This window comes from Haloarcula amylolytica, from assembly GCF_049705545.1.
Taxonomy (GTDB): domain Archaea; phylum Halobacteriota; class Halobacteria; order Halobacteriales; family Haloarculaceae; genus Haloarcula; species Haloarcula amylolytica_B.
Genome location: NZ_JBNAMU010000001.1, coordinates 1,198,080 through 1,220,370, shown reverse-complemented (window position 1 = coordinate 1,220,370; position 22,291 = coordinate 1,198,080). Strand labels below are relative to the sequence as shown.

The 22,291-nt window shown below is 63.5% G+C and carries 26 protein-coding genes and 1 tRNA gene; 10 read left to right on the top strand and 17 right to left on the bottom strand.

Annotated elements, in window-relative coordinates:
• Nucleotides 1-277: 277 nt before the first annotated feature.
• Nucleotides 278-1,246, top strand: a complete 969-nt coding sequence (locus ACOZ4H_RS06450; RefSeq protein ID WP_424328512.1) for a terpene synthase family protein — start codon at nt 278-280, stop codon at nt 1,244-1,246.
• A 74-nt stretch (nt 1,247-1,320) separates the two neighbouring features.
• On the opposite strand, the gene ACOZ4H_RS06445 is transcribed toward ACOZ4H_RS06450, so the two are convergent.
• Both ACOZ4H_RS06445 and ACOZ4H_RS06440 read right to left on the bottom strand, forming a co-directional pair.
• The gene (locus tag ACOZ4H_RS06445; RefSeq protein ID WP_424328511.1) at nt 1,321-2,829 is read right to left on the bottom strand and encodes a (R)-citramalate synthase; all 1,509 of its coding nucleotides are present in this window, start codon (nt 2,827-2,829) and stop codon (nt 1,321-1,323) included.
• Between the two features lie 193 nt (nt 2,830-3,022).
• Nucleotides 3,023-3,370, bottom strand: coding sequence for a DUF192 domain-containing protein (locus ACOZ4H_RS06440; RefSeq protein ID WP_424328510.1), 348 nt, complete (start codon nt 3,368-3,370; stop codon nt 3,023-3,025).
• 82 nt (nt 3,371-3,452) lie between these two features.
• Here ACOZ4H_RS06440 and ACOZ4H_RS06435 point away from each other — a divergent pair, with 82 nt between their 5' ends.
• From ACOZ4H_RS06435 to ACOZ4H_RS06420, 4 genes are all read left to right on the top strand, one after another.
• Nucleotides 3,453-4,001, top strand: coding sequence for a DUF7097 family protein (locus tag ACOZ4H_RS06435; RefSeq protein WP_424328509.1), 549 nt, complete (start codon nt 3,453-3,455; stop codon nt 3,999-4,001).
• A 69-nt stretch (nt 4,002-4,070) separates the two neighbouring features.
• Nucleotides 4,071-5,168 (top strand): ATP-binding protein, encoded by a 1,098-nt coding sequence (locus ACOZ4H_RS06430; RefSeq protein WP_424328508.1) that lies wholly within the window; start codon nt 4,071-4,073, stop codon nt 5,166-5,168.
• Between the two features lie 69 nt (nt 5,169-5,237).
• Complete coding sequence (locus ACOZ4H_RS06425) at nt 5,238-5,807, top strand: GMP synthase subunit A (RefSeq protein WP_424328507.1); 570 nt, start codon at nt 5,238-5,240, stop codon at nt 5,805-5,807.
• Between the two features lie 48 nt (nt 5,808-5,855).
• The gene (locus ACOZ4H_RS06420) at nt 5,856-7,712 is read left to right on the top strand and encodes a DUF2070 family protein (RefSeq protein ID WP_424328506.1); all 1,857 of its coding nucleotides are present in this window, start codon (nt 5,856-5,858) and stop codon (nt 7,710-7,712) included.
• 65 nt (nt 7,713-7,777) lie between these two features.
• On the opposite strand, the gene ACOZ4H_RS06415 is transcribed toward ACOZ4H_RS06420, so the two are convergent.
• A tRNA-Ser gene (locus ACOZ4H_RS06415) sits at nt 7,778-7,862 on the bottom strand.
• Between the two features lie 85 nt (nt 7,863-7,947).
• Between ACOZ4H_RS06415 and ACOZ4H_RS06410 the strand changes: the two genes are divergently transcribed.
• A complete protein-coding gene (locus tag ACOZ4H_RS06410; RefSeq protein ID WP_424328505.1) occupies nt 7,948-8,895 on the top strand; it encodes an AAA family ATPase in 948 nt (315 codons plus the stop codon).
• Here the strand turns inward: ACOZ4H_RS06410 and ACOZ4H_RS06405 are convergent.
• Entirely contained in the window at nt 8,892-9,302 is a 411-nt protein-coding gene (locus ACOZ4H_RS06405; RefSeq protein ID WP_424328504.1) for a GtrA family protein, read from the bottom strand. The genes ACOZ4H_RS06410 and ACOZ4H_RS06405 overlap by 4 nt on opposite strands.
• 6 nt (nt 9,303-9,308) lie before the next feature.
• Nucleotides 9,309-10,727, bottom strand: coding sequence for a sulfatase-like hydrolase/transferase (locus ACOZ4H_RS06400; RefSeq protein WP_424328503.1), 1,419 nt, complete (start codon nt 10,725-10,727; stop codon nt 9,309-9,311).
• Nucleotides 10,728-10,946: 219 nt separating this feature from the next.
• Here ACOZ4H_RS06400 and ACOZ4H_RS06395 point away from each other — a divergent pair, with 219 nt between their 5' ends.
• Nucleotides 10,947-11,474 (top strand): GNAT family N-acetyltransferase, encoded by a 528-nt coding sequence (locus tag ACOZ4H_RS06395; protein WP_424328502.1) that lies wholly within the window; start codon nt 10,947-10,949, stop codon nt 11,472-11,474.
• A gap of 19 nt (nt 11,475-11,493) precedes the next feature.
• Here the strand turns inward: ACOZ4H_RS06395 and ACOZ4H_RS06390 are convergent, their stop codons facing one another.
• The 3 genes from ACOZ4H_RS06390 to ACOZ4H_RS06380 are packed head-to-tail and all read right to left on the bottom strand — an operon-like array spanning nt 11,494 to nt 14,411.
• On the bottom strand, nt 11,494-13,212 hold the full coding sequence (locus tag ACOZ4H_RS06390) for an ABC1 kinase family protein (protein WP_424328501.1): 1,719 nt from the start codon (nt 13,210-13,212) through the stop codon (nt 11,494-11,496).
• Nucleotides 13,213-13,230: 18 nt separating this feature from the next.
• Nucleotides 13,231-13,587, bottom strand: a complete 357-nt coding sequence (locus ACOZ4H_RS06385) for an Hsp20/alpha crystallin family protein (protein WP_424328500.1) — start codon at nt 13,585-13,587, stop codon at nt 13,231-13,233.
• Nucleotides 13,588-13,631: 44 nt separating this feature from the next.
• Nucleotides 13,632-14,411 (bottom strand): GIDE domain-containing protein, encoded by a 780-nt coding sequence (locus tag ACOZ4H_RS06380; protein ID WP_424328499.1) that lies wholly within the window; start codon nt 14,409-14,411, stop codon nt 13,632-13,634.
• A gap of 111 nt (nt 14,412-14,522) precedes the next feature.
• Here ACOZ4H_RS06380 and ACOZ4H_RS06375 point away from each other — a divergent pair, with 111 nt between their 5' ends.
• Nucleotides 14,523-15,449 carry a molybdopterin-binding protein gene (locus ACOZ4H_RS06375; RefSeq protein WP_424328498.1) on the top strand — a complete coding sequence of 309 codons (927 nt, stop codon included), beginning with the start codon at nt 14,523-14,525 and terminating at the stop codon, nt 15,447-15,449.
• Here ACOZ4H_RS06375 and ACOZ4H_RS06370 read toward each other — a convergent pair.
• Nucleotides 15,437-16,084, bottom strand: a complete 648-nt coding sequence (locus ACOZ4H_RS06370) for an HAD family hydrolase (protein WP_424328497.1) — start codon at nt 16,082-16,084, stop codon at nt 15,437-15,439. The two genes, ACOZ4H_RS06375 and ACOZ4H_RS06370, sit on opposite strands and share 13 nt — an antisense overlap.
• A 105-nt stretch (nt 16,085-16,189) precedes the next feature.
• Between ACOZ4H_RS06370 and ACOZ4H_RS06365 the strand changes: the two genes are divergently transcribed.
• Nucleotides 16,190-16,825: an IS6 family transposase gene (locus tag ACOZ4H_RS06365; protein ID WP_424328496.1), complete on the top strand. Its 636-nt coding sequence runs from the start codon at nt 16,190-16,192 to the stop codon at nt 16,823-16,825.
• Nucleotides 16,826-16,896: 71 nt separating this feature from the next.
• On the opposite strand, the gene lwrS is transcribed toward ACOZ4H_RS06365, so the two are convergent.
• The 5 genes from lwrS to ACOZ4H_RS06340 are packed head-to-tail and all read right to left on the bottom strand — an operon-like array spanning nt 16,897 to nt 20,739.
• Entirely contained in the window at nt 16,897-17,316 is a 420-nt protein-coding gene (lwrS, locus tag ACOZ4H_RS06360) for an LWR-salt protein (RefSeq protein WP_424330347.1), read from the bottom strand.
• 10 nt (nt 17,317-17,326) lie between these two features.
• Complete coding sequence (locus tag ACOZ4H_RS06355) at nt 17,327-17,605, bottom strand: 4a-hydroxytetrahydrobiopterin dehydratase (RefSeq protein WP_424328495.1); 279 nt, start codon at nt 17,603-17,605, stop codon at nt 17,327-17,329.
• Between the two features lie 41 nt (nt 17,606-17,646).
• A complete protein-coding gene (hemA, locus tag ACOZ4H_RS06350; RefSeq protein WP_424328494.1) occupies nt 17,647-18,993 on the bottom strand; it encodes a glutamyl-tRNA reductase in 1,347 nt (448 codons plus the stop codon).
• On the bottom strand, nt 18,990-19,637 hold the full coding sequence (locus tag ACOZ4H_RS06345) for a precorrin-2 dehydrogenase/sirohydrochlorin ferrochelatase family protein (RefSeq protein ID WP_424328493.1): 648 nt from the start codon (nt 19,635-19,637) through the stop codon (nt 18,990-18,992). Before ACOZ4H_RS06345 ends, hemA begins: the two co-directional genes overlap by 4 nt.
• Nucleotides 19,638-19,683: 46 nt before the next feature.
• Complete coding sequence (locus ACOZ4H_RS06340; protein WP_424328492.1) at nt 19,684-20,739, bottom strand: Lrp/AsnC family transcriptional regulator; 1,056 nt, start codon at nt 20,737-20,739, stop codon at nt 19,684-19,686.
• A 101-nt stretch (nt 20,740-20,840) separates the two neighbouring features.
• Here ACOZ4H_RS06340 and ACOZ4H_RS06335 point away from each other — a divergent pair, with 101 nt between their 5' ends.
• Complete coding sequence (locus ACOZ4H_RS06335; RefSeq protein WP_008312651.1) at nt 20,841-21,131, top strand: DUF7577 domain-containing protein; 291 nt, start codon at nt 20,841-20,843, stop codon at nt 21,129-21,131.
• Between the two features lie 87 nt (nt 21,132-21,218).
• On the opposite strand, the gene ACOZ4H_RS06330 is transcribed toward ACOZ4H_RS06335, so the two are convergent.
• From ACOZ4H_RS06330 to ACOZ4H_RS06320, 3 genes are all read right to left on the bottom strand, one after another.
• Complete coding sequence (locus ACOZ4H_RS06330) at nt 21,219-21,629, bottom strand: DUF5778 family protein (RefSeq protein ID WP_424328491.1); 411 nt, start codon at nt 21,627-21,629, stop codon at nt 21,219-21,221.
• A gap of 167 nt (nt 21,630-21,796) precedes the next feature.
• Nucleotides 21,797-21,991, bottom strand: a complete 195-nt coding sequence (locus ACOZ4H_RS06325) for a cold-shock protein (protein ID WP_004591449.1) — start codon at nt 21,989-21,991, stop codon at nt 21,797-21,799.
• A gap of 2 nt (nt 21,992-21,993) precedes the next feature.
• Entirely contained in the window at nt 21,994-22,188 is a 195-nt protein-coding gene (locus ACOZ4H_RS06320) for a cold-shock protein (protein WP_008312646.1), read from the bottom strand.
• Nucleotides 22,189-22,291: the final 103 nt, after the last annotated feature.

Below are 22,291 nucleotides of genomic sequence, written 5' to 3'. Positions count from 1 at the left end.
TTCAGTAAGTAGATGTTTATTTTCCGGTAGCACACGAAAAACTGGTACGTAAACTGGAGTAAAGAGATCCAAGTAATTTGTTAATAGTATATTACTAGCATCCTACGCGTCAGTACCACTATAAGCGCAACTTCGCCTCTCGATTGTATGGACCGCGGACAACAACTGATCGAAACCGGCTCGCAGGGCACGGGCAACGAGGCAGTAATCGTTCAACCGGAGGCAAAACCAATGGGTAAAGTCCAGTTAATCGGACATTATTCGGGAGGTGAGTCCGATGAGTGTTGAGTCACCTGCGGCTGATGCACAGGACCTCCTCGAAGAGGTTCGGACAACCAGCCTCCCGGACCGGGTTGTAGAACTTGCAGACGAGTACGAACGGGTCTGTGGCGAGCGTGACCGGTTCCTCTGGCAGTGGATCTACTCGCTGTTCCCCGAGTTCACGCTCTCCTCTGTCCACCCGGACCATGCCGACCACGTCCGGACACAGAAGACGATACTCACGATGTACGTCACGATTCTGGACGACATCGTCGAGAACGACGGGGACCGGGACACCTTCGAAGAGGCCCGACGACTCGTCCAGGACCCGTCGGCCGTGGACCCGAGCCGTGCGGCGGTAAGCGATGACTTCTTCTCCTTTATTCAGCGTGTGTGGCGGGAGTTCGAGGGAGGACTGACCGACGCCCCGCGTGTCGACGAGTTCTACGACGTGTTCACCTACGATATGCGACAGACGCTGAACGCGATGGACTACAGCGCGGTCGTCAACGAGAATCCCCGGATTGCGAACCTCAGCGGGGCCGAAACCTACGGGGCACATAACATGGTAATGTTCCCCTACGCGGCCGTTGACCTCATGTACTCGCCGGAGTTCGAACTCGCTGATTACGGCACGGTCCGGGATCTGATTTGGGACCTGCAGGAGATGGCCCGCATCGGCAACTGGCTCACAACCTGGGAACGAGAAATCAAGGAAGGAGACTACACTGCGGGAATCGTCGTGCTGGCACTTCAGGAAGGGTTTGTCACACCCGAAGAACTGGAAAACCCCGACGGAAAAGCCGAGCTCATCGACAAAATCAAAGCCGAGCAGTTCGAGGCCAGGTTCCGAGACCGGTGGGCTGACATCTACCAATCCGTGCGAAACCGCGAGTTCGACACGGAAAGCGTCGATCTCGACGCGCTGGTGCAGGGCATGGAAACCGTGTTCCAGTACCACGAAGCCAGCCGCGGACACAAGTAACGAAACGACGTTCCGTGGTCCGCGGAGAGGGCCAGACTGATTCTGCGTGCTTGAAACAGGTAGCTGCCGTGCCGTCAGTCGTCGGCGACGAGCGGTTCCTCGTCGTCGGCGACGAGGCGGTCCATCGCGTCGACCATCGCGCGCACGGACGCCCGGGTGATGTCTGAGTCACTGGCGGAGACGACGACGTGATCGTCGCCGCGTGACATCTCTATTTCGACGGTCACGAGCGCGTCCGTCCCGCCCGTGATGGCGTCGACGTGGTAATCTTCGAGCGTTGCGTCGGCGGTGTGAGACAGCGCCACCTCGGCGGCGTTCATCGCGGCATCGACCGGGCCGGAGCCGACTGCTGCTTCCTTGCGTTCCTCGCCGTCGACCGCGAGCCGGACGCTCGCCGTCGGCGTATCGGAGCCGGAAACGGCAGTCAAACCGAGCAGTTCGACACGGCGGTCGCGCGCGTCGCCGGTTACCTCGTCGGCGATGGTCAGCAGGTCGGCGTCGGTGACGCGCTTGCCGCGGTCGCCGATCTCCTTGACGCGGCTGACGATGTCCGAGAGCTGGTCATCGGTGACCTCGACGTCGTGCTCGTCGAGGGCAGCTTCGACGCCGGCTCGGCCCGCGTGCTTGCCGAGCGCGAGTCGGCGCTCGCGGCCCACCTTCTCCGGCGGGTACGGCTCGTACATCGAATCGTCCTTGAGCGTGCCGTCGGTGTGGATGCCGGACTCGTGGGTGAAGGCGTTCTCGCCGACGACTGCCTTGTTGGGCGCCAGCGGGATGCCGGTCCGGTTGGCGATGAGCTGGGCGAGATCGTACACCTCGGTGAGGTCCATCGACTCGACGCCGTAGCCGTGGTCGAGCGCGATGGCGACCTCTTCGAGGGCGACGTTGCCGGCGCGCTCGCCGATACCGTTTATCGTCCCGTGAACGAGGTCCGCACCCGCTGCGATGGAGACCAGAGCGTTGGTCACCGCGAGTCCCAGGTCGTCGTGGGTGTGGGTGCTGACCGGACCCAGATCCGAGAGCCGGGAGACGCATTCGAGGGCACGGTCCGGCGTGGCGTGGCCGACGGTGTCGGCCCAGCAGATGCGGTCTGCCCCAGCCTCGACTGCGGCCCCGAGCAGTTCTTCGAGGTAGTCCAAGTCGGCCCGCGAGCCGTCCTCACCGATTACCTCGACCCAGAGCCCGTGATCGGTGGCGTACTCCACCAGTTCGACGGTATTGTCGACGTTCTCGGCCTTCGAGGTGCCGACCTTCTGCTCGACGTGCTTGTCGCTCGCCGGGACGACGAGGTTGATGCCATCGACACCACACTCGAGCGCGAGGTCGATATCGTTCTGGATACCGCGACAGAAGCTGGTGACAGTGCTGTCGAGGTCGAGCCCCGCGACGCGGGAAATCGTCTCGCGCTCGCCGGGGCCGGTACAGGCGCTCCCGGCTTCGATGACATCGATACGCGCCGCATCGAGCGAACGGGCGATATCGGCCTTGTCATCCGGCGTCAGCGACACGCCGGGGGCTTGCTCGCCATCACGCAGCGTCGTGTCGAGAAACTGTACCTCACCGACGTCTGAGAGGGCACGCATAGCTGGGTGCCCCCCGAATAATGTGTTCTGACTCACAGAAGATGCTCCATCACGCGCCACGAATTTCGCGGCCAGCCGCCTCGCGGCGACTTCCTCTATCCTCCGTCGGGTGTTCCGACATAGTGGTGTCTACTCCAACCTTCATGGTCTAAAAGGTGACGGAACCGACTACCACGCCCCGTACGTGTCCCGTTCAGGATTCAAGACGGACGGTATCACCTTCGGAAACACCCGAAGCCGCGCCACCGGGCAGCTCGATGACGGTGTCCGCGTTCGCGTAGCCGACCGAGCGCCAGGGCTGGAGGGTTTCGACGGCCTGGACCTCTTCGTCGACGAGCCAGAGCACATCCAGCGGGAACCGGACGAACAACATGTGAATGAACTGTCTGCTCGCGCGGTCGAAGGGAAAGACGAGCGCGTAGTCGTCGGGAATCGACGACCGGAACATCAGCCCCCGGCCCTGTTCGAGCATCGACTCGGCGTGCTCCACCTCAGTCGCGAGGGGGCGAGCCGCGCCGTCGGGGTCGTGGACGAGCCGCATACCACCGCGGAAGTCGCAGATAGGGAAAAAGTCTTCTGTCGGAACGGAGGGTTTGAGGGGGCACGGGCATCCACTAGGTCGTATGGAAAAGGCTCCCGGGGGTACGTCCGTCGGCGTCGACGACCCGTACGACCACGTCCAGCGGTGTGACTTCGTCACAAGCGAGGGGAAGTGCCGCTGGGCGCGCGAACACGGCCACCACGACCCCGAGTTCGCCAACGCCCGAAGTGCCGACGACTTTCGCTGTCCGGCAGCAATCGCACCCGACGTCGCGGACGCGGATGCGGAGAAAGAATGGGACTGGGCCGACTGCCCGCATTTCCGTTCCCGGAACCACGACCGGGAGTGCGTCCGTTGCGGACTCGAAGAGCGGCGGATGGCCCACTCCGAGGACCGACCGCTGCTGGAAGAACACCACCTCTCGTACCGCGAGGGTGGCTCCGAGCTATCACACGAGATAACGGTGTTCCTCTGTCGGTGGTGTCACGCGAAGATTCACCAGTCGTGGGCGCGGATCGACGACGACGCGAACCCGGACCCCGAGGCCATCGCACAGCGCGAACAGCGCCGCTCTAAGGAGGAATCGGAGCTGGATTTCGAATCGGCTGCCGACCGCTACGACAATTCGTAGGCGACCTGCTATCAAAATTAATAATTGGTGGCAGACGGATAAGTAGGTACACAGTAACCGACTAGTATAGTGACCCCGCCAGCGCTCACGAAACAGTCGCTGGGGACGGGATATGTCGTCGCGACCGGCGTCGTGATTACCGGCGCATTGCTCGCCCACGGCATGGCTACCGTCCAGCCGTCCCTGATTGACCTGGTCATCCTCGGCGTGGGGTTGACACCGGCGCTAGCCCTGGTAGCGGCGAACTACTGGCTCCCAGTGAGTGGGCTGTCCGGCGATCAGATATGGACCGCCGCGGAGTGGTGCGGGCTTGGTATCGCGCTGTTCACGCTCGTCAAAATCGTCGTGTTGCTCGCCCCGGTACCGCAGTCCTCGATGGTCCCATCGATACTCGCAAGCGGGGTCGCCGTCGGCGGGTTTGGCGGCATTTTGTTCGGGTGGTTGCTCGAACTCCGGCGGTCCCGACGCCGACTCGCCCAGAGCAACGAGGTGTTGTTTCGGGTGCTCCGGCACGACCTCCGGAACGACCTCAACGTCGCGCTCGGACACCTCGGCGAACTGCAGCGGGAAGCAGCAGAGCGTGGAAGCCCCAAGTCGCGTGCACACGTTGAGCAGTTGAGCGACACCATCGACGATATCATCGGCACTACGGAGAAGGCGAGACAGATAGAGTTCGCCTTCGACGCGGACCGGCGCGCACAGCAGCCGATCGACCTCGTGCCGTGTATCAGGGAACAGGCGAAAAAGATCACGCAGTCGCATCCGGAGACGACTGTCGATCTCGACCTCCCGAACCAGTCGAAGGTGTACGCCGACTGGATGCTCGACATCGTGTTACAGAACGTCATCGAGAACGCGGTCGTCCACTGTGAGGCAACCCCGACACTGTACATCTCCGTCGAGGAGCACGGCCGAACCGTGTTCGTTCATATCGGCGATAACTGTCCGTCGATTCCACAGCACGAACGAGATGTCCTCGACAGCGGCGCGGAGACGCAACTGCGCCATTCAAAGGGAGTCGGGCTGTGGCTGACGACGTGGATCGTCGAGAGTTACGGCGGGGCGGTGCACCTCACGACGTCGGACGACGGCAACACCGTGACGCTGGAACTGTGCGGACCGACCGCTCTCGACGAGATTCGCCAAACCCTTCGAGAGTGGCCCTGAAGCCGGACGCGGGGGGAACCGTCGACCGCATCAGGAGATATATACGCCTTCGTAGCCTTCGCGTCAGTAATGACCCGAATCGACGTTATCGACAATCACGGACAGTTCACACATCTGGAGCAGCGCGCGCTCCGGGACATGGGCGTCGACGTCTCGCTCAGGGACAACACGACCCCGCCGGAGGAGATCGACGCCGACGGCATCGTCCTCTCGGGCGGCCCGGACATGGACGATATCGGGAACTGCCCCGCGTACCTCGACCTCGACGTTCCCGTGCTCGGCATCTGTCTGGGGATGCAACTCATCGCCGACGAACTCGGCGGCCGGGTCGGCGGCGGCGAGTACGGTGGCTATGCGGACGTGACGGTCGACATCCTCGACGAGGACGACCCGCTACTGGGCTCGCTGTATCCCGAAACGCGCGTGTGGGCCAGCCACGCCGACGAAGTGAAGGAGGTCCCCCCCGGATTCGAGCGAACCGCGACCTCCGACGTGTGTGGTGTCGAGGCGATGAGCAACACGGATGAGGCGATATACGGCGTCCAGTGGCATCCGGAGGTCGCCCACACCGAAGAGGGCGAGGAAGTGTTCGAGAACTTCCTGTCGGTCTGTGACCAGCAGTCTGTCGCCCGCCAGTGAATGGTAATGTAACTGGTTTTATATCCGCCCGTAGGGAGTGATACATAAATGACGGCGACACAGGGCAATCTCGCCAGCCTTTCGCGGTTTATTTTCCGGGCTCCAACCTGGTACACGAGCCTAGCGTTCGCGCTGGTCATCGCCGCGATGACTGGCATCGTTGCCTTCGACTCACGGTTCATCCTCGACGACGCCTGGCAGGGCGTGTTTCTCATCGGCCTTCCGACCTCAATCGCCAGTGCCGTGACGCCGTGGGTCGACCGGCAGCTGGGCGGGCAGCTAACGCCGAACCGTGCTACCCTGCTTGCGGTCATCTGTGAGCTCATCACAATCGCGATGCTGACCGTCGCCGGCCTTATCGCCATCTTCACCGTTCGCCTCGGACAGAACTTCGTCTTCGACGTGCTGTTGGTCGCGCTGGCCTCGATATTCGCCTTCCGGCTGCTGATACTGATGGCCGTCTCGCGGCACTCGCTGCTGAAAGCGGCGATTCCGGCGAGCGTCCAGACAGTCACTGCTGCAGTGTTACTGGCGATCTACAGCGGGGCCACCGCGTTCATCCTCGAAGACCCGATGCTCCGGGAGTACCTCTCCCGCCCGGAAGAGGTCCCGCCGCAGGTACAGGGATTTCTTCCACAGGATTTCATCATTCTCGCGGTTATCTGTATCATCTACGCGCTGGCAGTCTGGCTGTTCCTGGTCGTCATCGACCAGCCGTGGCGCTCCTCGCTCGGCGTTTCCGCGCTGGATTTCCTCCGTGGCTTCATCGGGCACATCGCCGAGGGCACGCGCGAACTGGAGGAGTTCTTCGAGGAGATCGGCGAAGAAGCCGTCGTCCCGGTCACCGTGTTGTCGGTCCGCCGGCCAGGCGGCGAGGAGAAAGCCCGGTTCGTCCTGCCGATGATTCACCCGGGGCCGATGGGTGAAATCGGTGGCGGCAACCTCCCTCGACGCGTCGCCGAGTCGGCCGACGGCCTGGCCTTTCCGCCACACGCGACCGCCGGCCACGACTTCAACCTCGTCACCGAGCGGGAGGTCGACAAAATCCTGTCGACGGCCGAAACAGCGTATCAGAACCTCGAATACGACGACCAAGCGACGACCGGCCATCGCGTCACCGAGGGCGAGGCCACGCTGACGGGACAGGCGTTTGGCTCCGACGCGCTCGTCGTGAACACGTACGCGCCGGGCTGTGCCGACGACGTGGAGTACGCCGTTGGCCTCTCAGCCATGTCGGAAGCGCGGGTCGACGGGCTGGACGACGTACTCCTGGTCGACGCGCACAACTGCAACGACGGGCTCGAAGGTGATGACCTCGGCCACGTCGTTCCCGGAAGCCAGCGGTCCTTCGATATGCTTCATGGGGCCGGACAGCTCGGACACCTACTCACAGACGCCGAAACCGGGCAACTCCGCTGTGGGGTCGCCTGGGACGAAACCCCCTGGGAACCCGAAGAAGGCGTCGGCCCGCTCGGAATCCGGGTCTGTGTCTTCGAAGTCAACGGCCAGCGGACGGCGTACGTACTCGTCGACGGCAACAACATGGAGCCGGGCCTCCGCCAACGCATCATCGACGCCGCTGAGGGTGTGGATCTGATGGAAGTGATGACCAGCGACACGCACATCGTCAACACCGTCGAGGCCGAGAACCAGGTCGGACAGGCGATCCCCGAGAAAGAGATCGTTGCGCTCATCGGAGACCTCGTCGACAGGGCCGTCGCCGACCTCGAACCCGTCGAGGCCGGGATAGCGAGCGAACAGGCGACCGTAACGGTGTTCGGCAACGACCGGACCGAGACGCTGGCATCGACCGCCAACGCGATGGTTTCGATGGGTGGCGCGCTGGCCGGGGCGTTTATTCTCGTCGTAATGACGGTCAGCGTGCTGATCTTCCTGTTGACCTGAAGGGGCGGCCGAACACAGTCCGTCCGGACCCATCGCTGTCGCTCGGCGAGTCGTTCTGTTAGAAGCGCCGAGGAGGAGATTTGAACTCCTGAGTCCGTGAGGACAGTTGCTCTCGAAGCAACCGCCTTGGCCAGGCTAGGCTACCTCGGCTCACTCGATAGTTCCGCTGTTTGCTCTTTAGGGGTTTCGATTTCGGTCTCGACACCCCTTTATTGGATGGGTAACATGACAGGCTATGGACGCTACCGAGGCAAGCGAGGTGTCGAATCAGATCCTCGACGAGATCGGGAGTGCCGTCATCGCCGACCGCGACTTCTTCGAGACGGTGCTGCTGGGGGTCGTCGCGAAAGGCCACGTCCTGCTCGAGGACGTTCCCGGCACGGGGAAGACGCTGACCGCCCGCAGTGTTGCGACCGCGCTGGGACTGTCCTTCTCCCGCATCCAGTTCACGCCGGACCTGTTGCCGGCCGATATCACCGGGACACACATCTTCAACGAGGAGTCCCGGAGCTTCGAATTCACTGAGGGGCCGGTGTTCGCCAACGTCGTGTTGGCCGACGAAATCAACCGCGCGCCGCCAAAGACCCAGTCCGCCCTGCTGGAAGCGATGGAAGAGGGGCAGGTCACCGTCGACGGCGACACGTACGACCTGCCGTCGCCGTTTTTCGTCATCGCGACGCAGAACCCCGTCGACATGGAGGGAACCTTCGAGTTGCCGGAAGCACAGGTCGACCGGTTCCTGGCCAAGACATCGCTCGGCTACCCTGACGACGAGGGGGAGGTCGAACTGCTCCGGCGCCGCGCCGGCCGGACGACACAGAGCCCGACCGTGGAACCGATACTCGACGCGTCGTCAGTCGAAGAACTCCAGGCGGTCCCGGAGACGGTCACCGTCGACGACGACCTGCTGCAGTACATGGCCGATCTCGTCCGGGCAACCAGGGACGACTACCGCGTGGACGTCGGGGTCTCACCCCGCGGGACCCAGCGGCTGTTCGAAGCGACGCGGGCGATGGCGACAATCGCCGGCAGGGAGTACGTTGCTCCGGATGACATCAAACGGGTCGCACAGCCGGTACTGGCCCACAGGCTCGTGTTGACGCCTGATGCGCGCGTCGAGCAGGTCGACAAGGCAACCGTCATCCAGAGCGTGCTCGATGAGGTCCCCGTTCCGACCGTCTAACCCCACGTCCAGTGGGCGTCCAGCGCGTACCGGTACAGGCCCGTGATGACGATAGCGCCGCCGTTCCCGATGAGGTATGCGACGCCGCCCCAGGTGACAAACGCGTAGAGAAGGCCTAACTGGAGCGGGATGGCCGTCCCGCGGACGAGGTTCGTCTTCCCCATCCCCACCATGTACTCCCTGAGCGTCGAGTGTTGTGAGCGGTGGAACGTCCAGGCGTTGTTGAGCACGTACTGGAACAGAATGGTGATCTCGATGGCGATAGCCGCCCCAATCAGGTAGTTCAGGCCGCCGACGTCGACGAACGACCACAGCAGCGCCGTCTGGACCGACGCCGCGACGACGCCGACGAGGAAGAAACGGACGAGTTGCTGTCGCCGGGCCGGTGTGACGACAGCGGACGCCATACAGCCTTACTGATAACCGAGCGCCTTTAGTCGTGCTGTTATCTCGTCGGACGCCTCGGTGTTTCCGGGCCCCGTCCCGTCGCTGTCGAGTTCGGCGAGGTGTTCGGCGACAGCATCCGAGAGCCGGTCGAGGACGGTCGAAGGCGGGGCGGTGTCCGTCGACTCCGAGCATAGATCGACCTGTTCCTCGGGGTCGTTCGTCCGGTCGTACAGCTCCTGTCGGCCGGATTCCGTGAACTCGATGTACGTGTATCGCTCGTCGCGTGCGCTGAGGAGGAGTTCCCCGTCCGCACGGCTCCGCGGAATCGGCTGGCTTGTCACGCTCTCACCCCGGACCGCTGCGGAGACGATGGGACCGCGGTCCTCGATATCCGCGCCGTGGATAGCTGGGGCGACGGAAGCCCCGTTCCACTCCTCCGCCGACGTGAGTGACAGCAGATCGCACACTGTCGGCGCGATTGTGTCGAGGCCGACCGGGGTCTCGACCGACTGGCCTTCGCTTTCCGGCGTCGAGACGATATAGGGAACGTCGATGAGTTCCCGATAGAGCTTGGGGTAGTGAGCGAGATGGCCGTGTTCGAGGAACTCCTCACCGTGGTCGCCGGCGACAACGACGGCCGTATCGTCCCGGTACCCCTCAGCTTCAAGCGTGTCGAGGAGCCGGCCGACACTGGCGTCGACCTGCCGGACTGTCGCCTCGTACAGCGTCCGGAGCGTCTCTAGCGTCCGGTTGTCGACTTCCCAGCCCAGCCCGGTTCGGAGGTGGGAGCTGAGCATCCGGAGGACGCCGAAGTGGTTGTCCGACACCTCTCGGATGTGCCGCGGGGCCGGCACGTACGGGGTGTGCGTGTCCATGTAGTGGACCCACAGGAAGAACGGCCCGTCGGTCGTCTCTATGAACTCGGTGGCGTGGTCTTCGAGGTCACCCATTCGGGACACGTCGGCGAAGGGCCGCTCGTCGGACCCGCCGCTGAGAACGGTCGCGGCGCGCCGGAACGGCGAGGTTCCCAGCTGGACCCACGCCTGAACGGTCGGATGGGCCGCCAGGTACTTGCTGTAGCCGCCGCTGTCGACGAAGGGCTCAAACTCGTCGAACCCGCGGTCGTACCCCCAGTGGTCGGTGAGAAAGCCGTTTGCGGCGTTGAACCCCGCCGTCTCGATACCGGCATCGGACACCTGCTCGGCCAGCGTCGGCGTCGATGCAAGGCCGATGTCCTCGCTTTCCGCAAACACCGGGCGTGACCCGTGAATGCTAGGGAACGAGAACGGCGTCCAGTTCCCCTGTGCAACAGCGTTTTCGAAGACGACGCCCGACTCGGCGAGCGAGTCCATGACGGGGGAGACGCTGTCAGTGCCACCCAGTGCGTCCGCCCGCAGCGAGTCGACCGTGACCAGCACCACGTTGTTCGTTGCTGGGGCTGTCATTGTCGACCCACACTCCACCCTGATCGTAAAGGTACCGACGTATCGCGTCCGCGAACCGGGGTTTGCACCCAGCACGTACCACCGAATTTTCTCATACCCCCTATACCAGACACTGAATACTGAACGTTCCGGATAAATTCAGGCGGCTATAATAGAACCATACTCTGATAGGGTAGAATTAAAGACTCTCTTCGACAATGGCCGTCCAGAACATATTCGATGACCGACCCGATTCAGTTTCGGTCCTACGACGACCGGGACGCCGACGCCGTCTGGTGTCTCCACGAGTGGGCCATGCGAGCGACCGGAAACGACCCCAGTGACATCCCCGGAACGTCGGACCTGCAAAACGTCGAGACGCGGTATTTCGACACCGGCGGCGCGTTTCTCGTCGGCGTCGTTTCCGCCGCTGACGACGAACTTCCTGAGACGTTCGACGGGAGTCTGGCCGCAATGGGTGGCTTCCTGCCGAACGAAGTCGGCCACGCGGACGAGCGAACCGTGCCCGGCGCGGCTGAACTCCACCGAATGCGGGTCGCCCCGTCCCGGCAACGGCGCGGCTACGGTCGCAGCCTCCTCCACAAGCTCGAACAACAAGTGGCCGCGCGGGGCTACGATGTCCTGCTTGCGACGACATCGCAGAGCCAGCCCGCCGCGGTCGCGTTCTACCGCGACGAAGGGTATCAGGAAGTCAGCCGGTCGACGCAGGGGGCGTACGAACTCGTCCACTTCGAAAAACGTCTCTGACCGTATAGCCGGAGGGCGTTCAGTCGCCGCTGTAGGCGTCGTCGGTGTCCTCGCCGAAGGAGGTGTTGAGCCCGCCCGGACTCTCCCGGTCTTGCTCGCGCATGCTCTGTCGCGTGAACTGTGGCTTGGCGCGGACGGCCTTCTTCGTACGGAACGACCACCACAGCGCCAGGGACAGGCCGACAGTTCCGGCGATGCCGACACCGGTGGCCGGCAGCGACGCCTGCGTGTACAGGAACGCTGTCGAGAACAGCGTGCTCGCGAGCAACATCCCGAGGATGAGTCGCTTCGTCATCGTCGCGAGCAGGCCGTCGGAGTCCTCGATATCGGCCTGTACGCGGAAGTCCTCCCGCTCGACCCTGTCGAGGGCGGACTCCAGTTTCGGCGGGATTCGGACGGCTGACCGGGTCGCATCGGAGACTTCGGTCGCCCGGTCCTCGATGAAGTTCCGGACGCCCTCGGCGAGGTACCCCTCTTCGCGGAGATAGTCGGTGGCGACGCCGATGAAGTCGAAGTCCTCGTCGAGCGTGACACAGACGCCTTCGACGACAGTGGCGACGCGCAAAACGAGCGCCAGGTTCGCCGGGAGCCGAAGCGGGAACTCGTAGATGGTATCCTCGACCTGCTGGATGATCTGCTGGACGCGGTACTGCTCGATGTCCTCGCCACGGGCGTCGGCGATGGCCAGTTCCATCACGTCGCCCATCACCTGCCGGTCGGCCTCCGGCGAGAGCGTCCCCATCTCGATGAGGGCGTCGAGGATGGCGTCGATGTCCTGGTCGGCGACGGCGGCGTAGAAGTCGATGATCTTGTCCTGCACGAACGGGTCGACCCGGCCGGACATCCCGAAATCGTAGAAGACGAGCGTCCCGTCGTCCTGGACTGCGAGGTTACCCGGGTGAGGGTCGGCGTGGAACACGCCGTCGTCGATTATCATCTGGAGGTACGCCCGCTGGAGCGTCTCGGCCAGTTCCGTCCGGTCGATACCGCCCGCATCGAGGCTGTCGATGTCGTTGATCTTCGTGCCCGGAACGTACTCCATCGTCAGGACGCGCTGTGTGGAGTGGGACTCCTTGACCTTGGGGATACAGATACGGTCGTTGTCCCTGAAGTTCTCCCGGATCTCGGTGAGCATGCGGCCCTCCCGCTGGTAGTCCATCTCCTCGCGGATGGTCTTCGAGAACTCGTCGGCCAGCGTCTCCAGCGAGAATGACCGGGAGTCGTCGATGAAATACATCAACAGCGGGAGCGACCAGCGGACGACCCGCAGGTCGGCCTCGACGAGCGTCTCGATACCGGGCCGGCGGATCTTGACGGCGACCTTCTCGCCGTCGACCTCCGCCAGATACACCTGGCCGAGCGACGCGCCGCTTATCGCCTCAGTCTCGAACTCGTCGAAGCGGTCGTCGACGGAGCCCAGTTCGTCCTCGATGACGAGCCGTGCCTCGTCCCAGTCCGCCGGTGGCACCCGGTCCTGCAACTTGGAGAACTCCTCGATGTACTCCGGCGGCAGGACGTCCGGCCGGGTCGAGAGGATCTGTCCGAGTTTGATGAACGTCGGCCCGAGCGTCAGCAGCGAGTCGAGCAGTTGCTGGGCGCGCTTGCGGCGCTGTTCAGGCGTGACGCGGCGCGATGAGCCGACCACGAAGAACCGCTTCCGGTCTCGTGCGTACGCGACCAACAGGGGCAGGAAGTGGCGAGCGACGACGAGGAACCGCCAGTACGCGCGAAGATTCACCGGCTTGCCACCTCTGGGTCAGTCCCCGTCGATCGGGATTGTAGTGCTCGGTGCGGCTGTCGCCTTCGGCAGGCGGAGCTCGAGGACGCCGTTTTCCACGGTCCCCTCCCCGCCCTGCCCGGTCGTGTCCGGCGGGAGCGGGAGCTCGGCGTCGAGGAACACGGAACGGTCCTCGCGGACGAACGTGAACTCCCCGGGCACGTCCTTGGTCCGTTGCCCGTCGATACGAAGACGGCCCCCTTCAACAGTCACGTCGATTGTGTCCGCGGTCACACCCGGCAGATCGAGCACGAGCAGGTATTCGTCCTCGGATTCGAGCACGTCCGCGAACACGGCTTCGGGAAGGTCCCGAAGCGCTTCACGCAGGGCTGGCATACGCCCGTCTAAGTGGTACGCAGTGGTAAACCCGACGGTCTCTGCTACTGCAGGATGACGGAGAGGAGGGCGGCGCTGCCGATCATAAGGGCGACAAGACCGAACACAGTTTCAGCGATAGCGCCGCGAACAATCCGCCGGGCAGTGCCACGCTCGCTGGTGTCGGAGATGACGAATACCGGCGTCCCGTCACCGTCTCCGACGACGGCGTCGACCAGATTGCTCCCCCACGCTGTTGCGGGGCCGCCCATCGCCTGGCCGTACACGTACACGTCTTCACCGACATCCAGCCGGCGCTCGGTGAAGCGCTGCTTGTTCCCCAGGCTGATCTCAGTGACGAGCAGATTCACGGAGCCGTCCTGTGCCTCGACGCCCTCCGTCCGCTCGACGTAGTCGGCCAGGCGCTCGGGGAGTTCAGTTCCAGGGGACACCGTCACCGACTGGGACTCGAACCGCACGTCCGCTCCGTCGGGATCTACTCGGACGCGAGCGTTCCCGTCGTCAACGATGAAATCGACGCCGGCCTGTCCCTCATCCAGCGTCTCCCAACTGGAGTGTTTCCCCGACGACCGGTACTCCTCGACCTCGTAGGTGTAGACCAGACACTCGCTGCCGGTGAAGGGGGCCGTGACTGTCCGGGCGTCCTCGTCGGCGATAGCTGTGCCGGTGATTTCGACGGGGCCCGTGTGCCCGTCGAGCGAGCGCACCGGGACCGGATCGTTCCGGAGGATGTGGAACACCGTTCGGAGTTCCCGGCCGCCGCGGACGAGGAGGAAACCGCCGATGGACAGGAACACGATGGCGACCAGTTGCGGGAGGACCATACGGCCACTCCGAATCGGACCGAACAAAAGCGTTCCCGGTCCATGTGGACAAGTGACAGATGGGCCGTGGCCACTCGGGGCGTTTTTGCCACAGTACCCACTAGCAAGGGTATGGCTGGCTCCCCGCCGTCGGAGGCCGAGTCGCTCGCGCTGGAGACTGCCCGCAGACAGCTCGGTAGCTTCGCCGTTCCCGTCGACCGGACAGACAGGATTCCGCTCTCCGTCGCTGTCGGACGAGTCCTGGCGACAGATGCGACGGCGAACAAACCCGTCGAGGAGGCAGGTATCTCGGTCGATGACACCGTCTTCGACCAGGGGCATCAGGTACGGCCCGGTGACGTGGGACTGCTGCGTGCGACCGGCGTCTCCGAGCTACTCGCCCGCCAGCGACCGCAGGTCGGAATCGTACCGACTGGCGACGAACTCCGGGCGGACGCCAGCGCAGCCCACGAGGTCGAGACAGCGGGGTTCACGCTGGCGCAGTACGTCGACCGGTGGGGCGGGAAGGTGACCTACCGGGACCCCGTCGCCGACGACGCACCGGCGCTCCGGATGGCCGTCCAGCGCGACCTCACCCGTGATGCGCTCGTCATCACCGGGACCGAGCCGGGGGACACGCTTCGAGAGGTAGTTGCGGACCTCGGCGAAGTGTTCACCGACTACGTCGATATCGACCCCGGCCAGCGGACGGGAGTCGCCGTCGTCGAGGACCGTCCGGTCCTGCTGTTGCCGGAGTCGCCGAGTGCAGCCCGTGTCGGTGCGGTACAACTCCTTCGTCCGCTACTGAAGGCGTTTGCCGATGCACCGCTGTCTGAGCATCCGGAGACACGAGCCACGCTGACGGAGCAGGTCGACAGTCAGGGCGCGGTCAGGACGTTTACTCCGGTCGCTGTGAACGACACCTCGGCGTCGCCACTTCCTGGCGTTGACCTCGCTACGGTGACCCGAGCCGACGGTTGGATATCCGTGCCTGCAGACGAAACTGGTATCGATGCCGGAACGACTGTTACCGTGGAAAACTGGGACTACCTCCCCTGAGACGACGCCAGATCGAGCAGCGAGGCGACGCGCCTGTCGCCGCGCACGCACCGACCCATCTCCGCCGGGGACCGCCGACCGACGTGGACCCCGTCGAGGCCCGCGTTCCACGCTGCACCGATGTCTGACGGATTGTCCCCGGCCAGCACGCCGCGGTGACCGCTGTACCAGACATCCATCTCCCGCATCGCCAACTCCACCGGCTTCGGGTCGGGCTTCCAGCCGATGTCGTCGTCACAGCAGACGACCGTCTCGAACCAGTCGGCGATGTCGAGGTGATCGAGCACCGGTTCGGTGAGGTACTGCTGGCAGTGCGTGACCAGTCCGACCGGTGTATCGAGGGTGGCGAGGAACGCCTCGGCGTCGTCGTAGAGATACGTCGCCTCGGCCCGGGAAATGGGGTCTTCCTCCTCGTGGAACAGCCGCCAGAACTCCTGCTGGTCGATATCGCGCTCCGCGAGTGTCTGTGACCGTGTCCCACCGAACCCGTACCAGAGCGCATCCCGCTCCCGGTCCGTGAACTCGACGCCGAGGCGGTCGCCGACGGCACCCATCACTTTCCGGGGGTAGGCTTGCTCGATATCGACGAGCGTCCCGTCGAGGTCGAACAGCCAGAAATCATAGTCGGTGGTCATGAGGGGTGATTTTATTGGGGATTTTCTAATAAAGTCTTTCGGGCCCTACTACCGGCGGTGTTTAGTTAAGGATGAAAAGTGAGGCGAGTGTGATTTCTGCTGTCCATGGCCGAAATCACACGCCTCAACGGTAGTAGCGAGTGGATTGATTTGGATTTTGTGGAGCGTGAGCGGACACCCGAGCGAGCGATGAAGCTCGGTATTCAGATGCACGTTGCGGGACTATCACTTTCGAATACAATATCTGTTCTTGATAAGTTGGGTGTCCAGCGCTCTCGAAAGGCCGTCCACGATTGGGTACAGAAAGCTGATTTACAGCCAGATAGCGGTGAAGCTCCGAATCAGGTTGCGCTTGACGAGAGCGTGATTCGCATCAACGATCAGCAGTACTGGCTGTACGCCGCCGTCGATCCTGACACGAACAGATTTCTCCATATCCGGCTCTTTACCACGTACACTACAGCGCTGACCGAAATCTTTCTCGGAGAACTCCGCGAGAAACACAGCGTCGACGACGCCGTGTTTCTCGTCGATGATGCGGACTGGCTCAAAACAGCACTGCAACGACACGGCCTCGATTTCAGATACGAACTCCACGGAAATCGGAATAGTATCGAACGTGTGTTTCGAGAGGTAAAACGACGAACGTCTTCTTTTTCAAACTGTTTTAGCCACGTCGAACCAGAAACAGCTGAAACATGGTTACGAACCTTTGCCGTCTGGCACAATGCTGCTAACTAAACACGACCCTACTACCAGTTTTGATGCGTATAACACCGCTGTAAACACTGACTACGCAGCGACGTTTCTTTTCACGCCACACGGATCGAGCTGCCGAGGTACTTGTTGAGCACTTCGCTGACCGAATCAGCGTTGAACAGAGCCAGGTCGTCGGCGATTTCGGCTTTTAGCGCGTCGAAGTACGCCTCCTCGGTCCGGAGTTCACGGAACGACGCCGAGACGACCGGGCAGCCGAGTTCGTCCTCGACAAGCCGACGGAAGTGCGGTTCGTCGGCCAGTTCGCCCCGCCAGAGCGTGTCCCGGAAGAACAGCCAGCCACCGGTCCCCGGGGTGTCGGCCGCTCGATACAGCGTCGTCTCGAACCGGTCGGGGTCAGTCCACAGCCCATCCGCGTCCGGCTCCAGCCGGATTTCGACCCGAAAGACGTACCGTGTGGTCGCCCCCTCGGGGTCGGTCGGCCGGAGCGACGCGAGTCCATCGGTGGTGTCCACGGTCACACCGTCAGTCGTGGATGCCGTTCAGCCGCTCGGCGAGATCGATGTCGTTCTCGGTGATGCCACCGGCGTCGTGGGTCGTGAGTCGGACTTCGACCTCGCCCCAGCGGATGGTCATCTCCGGGTGATGCCACGCGTCCTCGGCGAGGCCAGCGGCGGCGCTCAGAAAGCCCGACGCGTCCAAATAGCCGTCGAACTCGAAGACGCGCACGATTTCGTCGGCGTCGCGGGTCCACTCCTCGGGTAGCCGGTCGCTAATCTCTTCATCAGAGAGCAGGTCTGCCATATCGGATACGTCGGACGGCGTGGGCAAAAAGGTGGGCGTGGTCAGTCGTCGGAGAGCCGGTCGAGCATCGCGTTCGGGATCTCGTCGCGCATGCCGTCGGGGATGTCGTCGACCGACATGCCCTGGGTGAACTCGGGCGGGGTGGCCTGGTCCGGGCCGCCGAAGTCCGGGTCGAACAACTGGAGCGCCGTATGAATCGTCGACCAGTCGTCCTCCTCCGCGGCGTCGCGCAGGCTCTTGGTCGGCGCGGCGAGGATCTGCGAGACGATGGCGTCGGCCATCGCTTCGATGACTTCCGCCTGGTCATCGTCGAAGTCAGCCGCCGAGAGCGCGCTGTTTATCTCTGCCGCCTTGACCTGCTCGGCGCTCTCGTACATCGTCGAGATGACCCTGTCAGCGCGCTTGCGCTTGTACTGCGTGAGCAGCCGGTCGAACTCTTCGTCGACGATACGTTCGACCGCTTCAGCGGCTCGCTGCCGCTTGTTCCGCGTTTCGGCGGTCACCGACTCCAGCGCGTCGAGGTCGTACACCGTCACCGACGGGAGTCGGTCCGCGCCGGCCGGAACGTCACGCGGCTGGGCAATATCGACGATAGATACGTCACCAGCATCGCTGAAGGTCCCGATATCGAACACCTGGTCGCCGCTCCCCGTCGCCGAGATGACGGCACTGGCCTCGGAAACGGCCGCTTCGATCCCGTCGAGCGCAACCGCACTGGCGTCGATATCGACCGATTCGGCGACGTGCTCGGCGTGTGGCACTGTCCGATTAGCCACGAGCAGCCGGTCTACTTCCTCGCTGAGCGCCTTCGCGGCGAGTTGGCCCATCTCGCCGGCACCGACGACGAGCGCTGTCCCGTCCGTCAGCGAACACTCCTGTTTGAGCAGGCGAACCGCGGCGGAGGCAATCGAGACGACGCCCTCGTTGATTTTCGTCTCTGTGCGAGCGCGCTCGCCGACGTGGATCGCTTTCGTGACACCGTCTTCCAGCATCGGTCCGATGCCGCCGACACCGCGGGCGGTCTCGTAGGCGGTCCGAAGCTGGCCGAGGATCTGGTCCTCGCCCAGCACAATCGATTCGAGCCCGGCGGCCACCCGGAGCAAGTGGCGGAGACTCTCCTCGTGACCCATCTCGACGACGACATCATCGGGCACAGCGCGGGTAAACAGTTCGAGCGCGTCGAGCCCGTCCTCGTGATCAGAGACGACGACGTACCCCTCGGTGCGGTTACACGTCTGCAGGGCAATCGCTTCCTCGACCTCGGGGTTCGCGAGCAGGGATTCGACGGCGTGGCGCTCGCTGTCCGCCGCAGCGGTCTCTAGTTGGTCGACGCTTGCGCGCTCATGGGAGATACAGACCCCAACGATTGCACCAGTGTCCCCTCTCACGTTTGATCACCAGGTAACTCTCCGATCACGTCTCTAGCTACTTGGTGCCCTTTGTACCTGCCACTATCTAAAGCCTTCCAAACTTCCCGTGACCTGACAACGAGTCTAACGGCGTCACGCCGTTCGGCCGGCGGGACGCCCCGGTCACGGAGGTCCTCGCGGAGGTCGCCAACGAGCTCCGCCATCAAACCGGCGTTGTCGAACTCGTCTTCGACGCGCTCACGGAGGTGCTTCGACAGCGCCGGCGCGCGCCCGCCGGTCGCAACCGCCAGCGTCACGGGGTCGTCCCGCACCGTCGCCGGAACGACGACGCTGCCGAACGACTGGTCCCCGTGGTCGTCGGCTCGATTGACGAGTGCACCGTGGTCCTTGGCAGCCGCGGTGAAGGCGTCGTTCAGGGCCGAGTCGTCCGTCGCGGCGACGACCAGCGCCGGGTCGATCCGCTCGACCCAGTCTTCGGCATCCTCGGGGTCCGGGGCTGCCCGGACCTTTTCGGCGTCCGCGAACGCCCGGTCGGCGAACTCGGGACTGAGGACGACGACGCTCGCCTCCGTGGCGAACGTTCGGGCCTTGCGCGCACCGACCGGACCGCCACCGACGACGAGCACTGTCTCGCCCTCGAAGTCGTGCATGAGCGGAATCATCGGTGCTCCCCTCCTGATCTGGCGCTGCTACACCAAGCGGACACGGTCACGCCGTCTCTGTGTTCTGCCGCGCTCGTTCGTCCAGCCTGATTCCCGTCTTCTTCAGGATGCGCGTCGAGAACAGCGTGTCCCAGTCGTCCTCGGACACGTCCCAGTGGTCGGCCATCCGGTCGCGGACCTGCTGGATGCGCTCCTGGCTCTCCGCTTCGCTTCGCCCGTGGGTCATCGCGAAGAAGTTGTACGGCCAGACGCCGTCGTGGCGCGGCCGCTCGTAGCAGTGGGTCACGAAGTCGAACTCGGCGATGGCCGGCCCCACCTCGTCGATGACCTCGTCGGGCACGTCCCAGACGGTCATCCCGTTCTCGCTGTAGCCCAGCGCGTAGTGGTTCGGGATGACGCCGACGCGGCGGACCTTCCCTTCCATGTTGAACCGCTGTATCGTCTCCAGCACCCAGTCGACGTCGGCGTCGATTTCGTCGGCCACGTCGGCATACGGCGTGGCGGTAATCGGCAGGCCGTCCTGGATTTCCAACACGAGGTCCAGTTCGTCGGCGGTAAGGGACTGACTGTCAGTCGGCGTCACGTCCGGTCCCAGGTCCGAACAGTCGATGCCCTGGGTCTGTGGCCCCTCGACGGGGAACTTCGCGCCGACGTGGAACTCCTGCTGTTTCGGGAGGTTGTACGTCTCCTCGCCGGTTTCGGCCTCGATTTCTGCCAGGACCTCCTCGACCCGGCCTTCCTCTGCCACCGAGAGGACGAACCACATGTTCAGATGCGGGTGCTCGCGTTCGTAGTTGTGCGCGACCTCCGGGTGTGCGTTTATCATCTCGGCGTGTTCGTCGTAGCTGTCCTCGGGGGCGTGAGTTGCGACGAGCGTGGCGGTACCGCCGATAGCCTCGGCGTTGATGAGTGCCCCGAACCGCGTGAGCACGCCCGCATCGTCGAGTTCCTGTACGCGCGCTAACAGCTCGTCCGCGTCGATATCGACGCCGTGGTCGGCGAGGGCCGCCGCGGCCGGTCCGAACGGCCGTTCGACGACCGGGAAGCCGCCCTGGAAGGCGTTCAACACCGCCCGGTCAACTGTCCCGAGGTCTTCGCTCATGCTGGAATCTGGGGGGCCTGCGAATAAAAACAGTCCGGGACAGCCGGTACCAGTGTCCGGATCGCCGGAGCGTTTTACCCCCTTCCGCCCCTAACTCACGCGTGGCAATCTCGACAGCCGAACTGGCGGTCCGGCTGCTGGTCTACCTGTTCGTCCTGATAGGGGTGCCGCTGTGGTTTGTCCTCATGTTTCGGCTCATGGACTACGCCGCACACGACACGCTCGTCGAGCAGTTCAGTGGTCGACGTAACGGTCGCGACACCGGCCAGCTCAACGCCTACTTCGAACAGGCCGCCGTCGAGGCCACGACCTGTCGTATCTGTGGCGCAGCGAACGGCCCCGACTACACCTACTGTCACAACTGCCAGGAACGGCTGGCGACTGGCGACTGATACTGTTGGACGTAACTTCGTACAGCTATTCGCCACCCTGGGAGTGGCGACATTCTTGAAAGGCTTCCATCCGACAGTACGACGCGGTTACTCGCCTTCGACACCGGTGACCGCGTAGCCAGCGTCCTCGATGGCGGCGAGAATGCCGTCGTGGTCAGCGCTGGCCTCGTAGTAGAACACCAGATCGAAGGAGCCGTTGCGCAGGAGCTGCTGGCACTCCCAGACGAACTCCTCGCCGTCCAGCGTGAGGCCCTGGTGCTGGTTCGACGCGAACTCGGGGTCGTCGCTGCCGGAGTAGACGTACGTGTCCTTCGGGTCCAGGCCCGCGCCTTCGGCGATGAGTTCGCCGACCTCGATGGTGGCCTGCATCATCTCGATCTCGTCGCTGCCGTCGTACTCCGTGTGGACGACAGCGCCGTTGAGTTGAATCTCGCCGGGCTCAAGCAGTTGTTTGGTCCGGCGGTAGAGCTCCTCGTCGAGTGCGTCGGCCTCGCTCATACCATGCGGTCGGCATCGCTGTCCCTAAGACACTTCGGATTCGGAGCGCTGATCGGTCTACCCGAAGATATTCGGTTCGAGAGGCGGCGTGGCGACAGCGCCGCTGCGCTGTCGAGTAGCGCCGCTCAGTCGAGCACCAAACCCGTCGAAAAGCGAGCCGTCCTCGCTTACAGTCGCGTGAGGTTCTTCGCTCGCGGGCCTTTGTCTGCCTGTTCGATGTCGAATTCGACTTCTTGCCCTTCTTCTAAGTCCGGGCCGCCGACGTCTTCCATGTGGAAGAACACGTCTTCGTCGGCATCGTCGGTTTCGATGAAACCGTAGCCACCCGTATCGTTGAAGAAGTCTACAGTGCCTGTCGCCATGGTTACAGCCGCGTGAGGTTTTTCGCGCGCGGGCCTTTGTCGGCCTGCTCAATCTCGAATTCCACTTCTTGCCCCTCCTCGAGGTCAGGACCTTCGATGTCCTCCATGTGGAAGAAGACGTCCTCGTCGGAGTCTTCGGTATCGATGAAACCGTAACCGCCTGTGTCGTTGAAGAAGTCTACCGTACCGGTCGCCATTGCAATTCGAACGTTAAGCCGGGGTGTATTAAAACTATGCGGATATATTTCGACAGATTAGGCGGGAAATAACTGTACCCGGTCCCTTCCACAAAGCCCTTAT